Annotated in this window: 5 protein-coding genes; 4 read left to right on the forward strand and 1 reads right to left on the reverse strand. The window is 60.8% G+C overall.

All coding sequences use genetic code 11. The features are described from left to right. Positions 1 to 29 precede the first annotated feature (29 nt). Positions 30 to 3,308 carry a DUF5107 domain-containing protein gene (locus GWQ22_RS12005; protein WP_275930434.1) on the reverse strand — a complete coding sequence of 1,093 codons (3,279 nt, stop codon included), beginning with the start codon at positions 3,306 to 3,308 and terminating at the stop codon, positions 30 to 32. Between the two features lie 119 nt (positions 3,309 to 3,427). Here GWQ22_RS12005 and GWQ22_RS12010 point away from each other — a divergent pair, with 119 nt between their 5' ends. The 4 genes from GWQ22_RS12010 to GWQ22_RS12025 all read left to right on the forward strand — a co-directional run bounded on the left by GWQ22_RS12010 (position 3,428) and on the right by GWQ22_RS12025 (position 5,946). Further along, on the forward strand, positions 3,428 to 4,642 hold the full coding sequence (locus tag GWQ22_RS12010) for an ROK family transcriptional regulator (protein WP_275930435.1): 1,215 nt from the start codon (positions 3,428 to 3,430) through the stop codon (positions 4,640 to 4,642). 146 nt (positions 4,643 to 4,788) lie between these two features. After that, positions 4,789 to 5,070: a hypothetical protein gene (locus tag GWQ22_RS12015; RefSeq protein ID WP_275930436.1), complete on the forward strand. Its 282-nt coding sequence runs from the start codon at positions 4,789 to 4,791 to the stop codon at positions 5,068 to 5,070. Between the two features lie 58 nt (positions 5,071 to 5,128). Continuing rightward, positions 5,129 to 5,605, forward strand: coding sequence for a GNAT family N-acetyltransferase (locus GWQ22_RS12020; protein WP_275930438.1), 477 nt, complete (start codon positions 5,129 to 5,131; stop codon positions 5,603 to 5,605). A 209-nt stretch (positions 5,606 to 5,814) separates the two neighbouring features. Then, positions 5,815 to 5,946 carry a hypothetical protein gene (locus GWQ22_RS12025; RefSeq protein ID WP_275930439.1) on the forward strand — a complete coding sequence of 44 codons (132 nt, stop codon included), beginning with the start codon at positions 5,815 to 5,817 and terminating at the stop codon, positions 5,944 to 5,946. The last annotated feature ends 104 nt before the right edge of the window (positions 5,947 to 6,050 follow it).

Raw genomic sequence — 6,050 nt, forward strand, 5'->3', positions numbered from 1 at the left:
TGGCGGGGCGCCGATTTTTGTTATGGGTGTTATGAGTGGAGTGACAGCTCGTGGCAGATCAGGGCAAAGAGGTGCCCCTTGTCATGGGCCGGGTTGAGGGTGAGCAGCTCTCGCAAGGTCTGTTCACAGCCATCCCGCTGATCCAGCCCCAACAGGCCGAGCGCCCTGACCAACAGACAGTGCTGGCGATGTTTGTGCTGCGGGTCATCGTCGAGCACGATGAGGTCCGGTAACGACACGGCGAAGAAGTCCGCCTCGACCCGCTCACCCATCGCCTGTTCGGCCCAGGCGACCATCCCCTCAAACAGACGATGGGCCTCCGGAGCGCGACCCAGACGCGCCAGCGCCATGCCCTGATAGAAGAGGTAATCGACCGGCTGATCGTTGTAGTAGCGACTGGCACCCAGCGACCCCTGACCAAGGCAGGCCAGTTGCAGGCACTGGGCCGCCAGACTCTGGTTGTCACAGGCGAGGTGACAGAGCGCCAGCAGGTAGTGGATATCGTTGTCGGTTTGCCCCACCAGACGCCCCTCCCCCAGATTGAGGGGGTAGCACAGAGCCTGTTGCAGCAGCGGTATGGCTTGCTCATGGCGTCCCTGGGCCATCAGCACCAGCGCCTGGCGCTGCTGGTTGATGAGGTACTGACCGGTCACCTTGCCCTCGCCCCCCTCCCAGGGGTGGAATTCGCGCAGCCGCAAGATCTCTGCCGCCGCCTCCAGCTGGCCGGTGATGTGATAGAGGCCGAGCAGTTCGGCGGTCAGATCGTCGCGCTTGAGGACCACCTCACGGTGTGCCTCCAGCAGCGCCAACCGCTCGTTGGGTGCCATGGTGCAGCGCTTGTGCAGCTGATCCAGTTCGAACAAGAGGCGGGCATCATCCGGCTTGAGGGCAAAGGCCCGGCTCAGACACTGCTCGGCCGCCACCGGATCGCCGCTCTTGTTGAAGTGATAGATGCCAAGGTTGCGCCAGGCAGGGGCAAATTCGGGTGCCTGCTCGCACACCTGCTGCCACAGGGCGATGGCTTGCGGGTAGCTGCGCTTGCTGTAGTGGAAGCAGCCCAGCAGGTAGCTGGCAAACCAGCTGTGGGGCAGTTGCGCCAGCATGGCCACCTCGCCCAGGGTATTGGGGAAGCGCACCTTGCGGCCAAATGCCTGCTCGGCCCGTGCCAGCAGGGCATACTGCGCCTCACCTTCGGGCAACTGAGCGGCCTGGAACAACAGCGGCAGGGTCTCTTCCACTGGCAGCAGCGAGAGCAGTTGCTGCGCCAACTCGGGGCGACCCAGCGCCAGCAGATTGCTCGCCAGGAAACAGAGGTTCACCCCACGCCCGTTACACAGGGTGCGCAGCGCCTCGAGATCGGTCGGCTGCTCGCTTGCCAGCCAGCGCAGGAAGGCCAGCTGATAGTGGAGCGGATAACGGACTCGCTGCTCGTCGATATAGGCGAGGGCCGCCGCCCGCTGACCGGACTCCACCAGCGCTAACCCTTTGAGAGCGATGGCGCCATAGTGGGTACCGTTGACCGCGAGGCTCTTCTCGACAAAGGGCAACGCTTGCAGGGGGTCACGACGTACCATGGCGATACGGGCTAGTCCGAGGAAGCCGCTGTCGCGGCAGTTACCGCTCCAGGTCGCCTTGTAAAAGTCATCGAAGGCAGCATCGAACTGCCCCAGGCGCTCCTCAATGTGGCCGCGCAGCAAGCTGGCCTTGCCACACTGGGGGTTCTTGTTGAGGCGATGGGCACGGGTCAGCGCCTGATTGACGTAGGCCAGCGCCGGCTCATAGTTGGCGCGGTTGTACTCCAGCGTCGCCAGTGCCAGGTTGCAGCGGTAGTCGCCACCATCGAGTTCAAGCGCCCGCAGGTAGTAATCAAAAGGCGAGCGGCTGGCGTGCAGATACTGCTCAAGATGCTGACCGATGAAATAGAGCTCGTCGATTGAGTCGAGATTGACGGCCGGCTCCGGTGCCGTGGCCGGATCCGGCAGGGCTTCGCCCGCAGGCAGGTGTTCGAGATAACTCAGGATCGGCTGGCCCTGCTCATCCAGCAGGCGTACCTGCAAACGTCCCTCGCTGGTGATGGCGAACGGCTCAAGCCAGGCCTGACCCGGTTGCAGATCCAGCGTCTGGGTGAACAGCACGCCACTCTCGTCACTCACTTCGAAACGGGCCTGGCTCAGCGGCGCGATCGCGTAGGCACCGCAGAGCAGGCCGTCGTCGCTGCGCTCCAGCTTGATGGCGGCGCGGGTATTGGCATTTTGCAGGGTGCCCAGGGTGTTGTAGGGCAGGAAGTTCTGCACAAACACCTTCTCCTCCCCCGCATCCAGCCAGGTAAAGTCGGGCTGGTTGTCGGTGTAAACCCCGGTCATCAGCTCGATGTAGGGGCCGTTGTGGTCGGTCAGGTTGCGATCCCAGGCCAGACCGAAGTCGCAGTTGCCCCAGCTCCACTGTTTCTTGCCCGGCGAAACATGGTGATCTGCCACATGCAACAGGCCGCCCTGCTCGTCATGGCAGTAGGCGCCGACGAAGTCGTAATCGGACTTGTCCGCCATGTAGGAGGTGGGCACCGGGATGTTGCGGTAGCGGGAGATATCGACGCCAGCGGAGTAGTCCACCTTGTAGTAGGTGCCACGGGCGATGGGGAAGGCACTGACGTCGCGCTTGCCGTGGTCATAGACGGCGGTCACATCGGGCGGGAAGACGCTCTGGTGGGCATCGCCCCCTTTCACCGCCGGGTTGGACCACCAGAGGAAGTGGCGCGGCGTGTCGTTGCCATTGAACACCTTGCCGGTGATCTCGATGAGCGCCTTGTCCGGATAGAGGGTAAAGCCCGCCATCACCTGCAGACCGCGCATCGGCTCCACCTCGCCCAGCCAGACGGTCTTGGCGCCGCCTTCCTGCTCCGCAATGGTGAAATCCACCGGCATAAAGGTGGTGGGCCTGTGGTGCTGCGGCCAGTTGAACTCGATACCACCGGAGATCCAGGGCCCTACCAGCCCCACCAGCGCCGGCTTTATCACCTCGTTGTAATAGACAAAATCCCGCTGCATCACCTTGTCGTAGGCACGGTGGATGCGGCCACCCAGCTCCGGCAGCAGCATCACCTTGATAAAGTCGTTCTCCAGCCAGACCGCCTGATAGGACTTCATCTGCTTCTGACCGGTGAGGGTGTCGATCACGCCGTAGGGATAGACGGCCCCCGAGGAGCCCTGATAGACCCGCTTCTCGAGAAACATGGGGTTGGGATCTTCGGCACCCACCTCGTAGGTCGGCAGTGAGATGGTCTCTACCCAGACTTTTACATCAGCTTTCATCAATCTCGCCTCATTCAACATTTATTAGTAAACGTTTCGATGAGGCCAGTTTAGAATGGTGACTGCAGCGATTTTCGCTTAAAGATCACGCAATACAGTAAGCGGAGTTTAGTGAACTGATGATCATCGGCTTGAACAACCAGAAGGTACGCCACCACAACAAGCAGGTGTTGCTGGCATTGCTCTACCAACTCAAGGAGGCGAGCAAGTCCACCCTGGCCCGCCACTGCGAGCTCTCCATCCCGGCGGTCAGCAAGATCCTCGACGAGCTGGTGGCCGACGGCGCCATCAGCCACAGCGAACAAAACCTCTCCTTGCGTGGCATCAATGGGGGCAGCTACCGCATCGCCAGCGGCAAGGGGGCGATTCTCTGTTTCAACATCAGCCCCACCAGCCTGGAAAGCATATTGGTGGATAACCTGATCACCCCGCTGGGTGAGTTCTGTGGCCAGAAGATAGCGCCGCAGACCCCCGATGAGCTGCTGCGCCTGATTGAAGCACACTACTACCAGCACAAGCGCCGCCACAAGGGGTTGGCTATCCGGCTGGCATTGGCGGTGCACGGTCAGGTCAACCCGGCGACCGGGGTCTCCCAAACCATGCCGCAGGCCCCCTGGCACGCGCCGGTCGAGCTCAAGTACCTGCTGGAGGAGCGCCTCGGCTGCGAGGTGATGGTGGATAACGACTGCATCATGCTGGCGCTGGCCCAGAAGTGGCAGGGCCAGGAAAGCGGCGGGGATTTTTGCGTCATCAACGTCGATTACGGCATCGGGTCGGCCTTTATCATCAACAGCCAGATCTACCGGGGCACCCTGTTTGGCAGCGGCCAGATAGGCCACACCATCATCAATCCGGACGGCAGCGCCTGTGCCTGCGGCCGCTATGGCTGCCTGGAGACGGTCGCCTCCCTGTTTGCCATCAAAAAACGGGCCCGGGTGTTTCTCAAGCAGCAAGCCAGTGCCGACAACCCGGCGTTGGTGGACGGGGAGCTCGACACGGCCCAGCTGCTCGCGCTCTACCATCAGGGGGATACCATGATCCGCGCCCTGGTGGATGAAGGGGCCCGCGCCATTGGCCTGAGCCTCTACAACTTCCTCAATATCCTCAACATCAACCGCATCTGGCTCTATGGCCGCAGCTGCGGCTTTGGTGAGACCTGGCTGCAAACGATCGTCAGTCAGACCGGCGCCAATCCGTTCGATTGCAGCGATGCGGTCAATGCAACCCAACTGCGCGTCGGCACGCTCAGCCGTGCCCAGCAGGTGATGGGCATCGGCTATCTCTACGTGGAGCGGGCGCTGGAACGGCGCAGCGATACCAGTGTCCCTGGCTGACAAACAGAGATAGGACGCAGTCTCCTGACTGGCCCAGGTCGCAGGTCAGGGTGATCCCACTCCCGATTGCAAAACTCCGCATGGGGCTATGAGAGCCAAGTGGAGAGGGATATAATGGGCGCTCCATCAGCAGGAGAGTGCCCATCATGACAACCCAACACGAGCCGCAGCAACAAAGGGAACAGCAAGCGCAGAGCGAAATCCATCGCTGTGACAAATGCAGAGAGCGTACCCGCCATATAGTGGTGCTGGTGGCGCGCGACCACAGTCAGGATGTGATGCCCAAAGAACCGCGTAAAGCCTTCTGGCAAGCCTTTCGCGCCAGCACCCTCACCAATGCGGTATTCGGCCAGACCCTCGCCTATCAGGCCACCCATGTGCGGCATCTGATCTGCGAACGCTGCGGCGAGACGTTTCTTGAGTATTGAATGACACGCCCCTCGGGGTCGGCTACGCCCATTGCCAAGAGAACAGGATGAGATGAAGGTGACGTTTATCGAGATCGCTCCCGACCGATTGCCGCTGACACTGCTGCTGGAAGCAGACCCGTCCGAGCAGCGCATCGCCGCCTACCTGCCCGGCGCTCTGGGCTTTGCCGCCAGCGAGGGCGATGAGATTGTGGGAGCCTGCGTGGCCAACCTTATCGGGGAGCAGATTGTCGAGATCTTCAATATCGCCGTAGCCCCCGGACACCAGCAGAGAGGCATAGGTTCTGGCCTGCTGCGCTTTGTGCTGGGTAGCCTTGCCGAGAAGGGCGTGCGCCGCGTCGAACTCGGAACCGGCAGCTTTGGCCATCAGCTCACCTATTACCAGCGCCACGGCTTTCGCGTCGATGCCGTGCTCAAAGACCATTTCCTTATCCACTACCCTGAGCCTCTGATTGAACACGGCATCCAGCACAAGGACATGCTGAGACTCACCCTTGCACTGGCACCCAGCATCCCGGTCCGCCACAGCCAGTAACCTGCTGGCACAAGTGCCGCCCAAGCAAGCATTATTGCACCAGCCAGAGCGGAATAAACGTGGATGTAATAGATCGGCACACCAGAATTAAAGATACATTTTGTATGGAGATGGTATTCACCTGACAGTTGCCCACAAAAGGGAGTGGTCATACGGCTTCAAACCGGATAACAAAACGGTACCCCTACCGTGTTATCTGGAGTCACCGTATGACCACCAACGAGAAAGTAGCACGTCGCAAACTCAGCCTGCTAGAACTCGCCAAAGAGCTCAATAACGTGAGTTATGGTGATTTCTGGTGTATGGGGGAGATAGAGAAGGTGGCGTATCCTGCTGATTGATTCCCGCGAAGAATCTCAATCAACAGAGGTGATACGCCATGACTAATTCTACCCTCAGAGCCCTGCCACAACCAGAGGCCGAGTCAACCGACCCGCTCACGGAC

It is taken from the genome of Aeromonas sp. 1HA1 (assembly GCF_029237385.1).
GTDB classification, from domain to species: Bacteria; Pseudomonadota; Gammaproteobacteria; order Enterobacterales; family Aeromonadaceae; genus Aeromonas; species Aeromonas popoffii.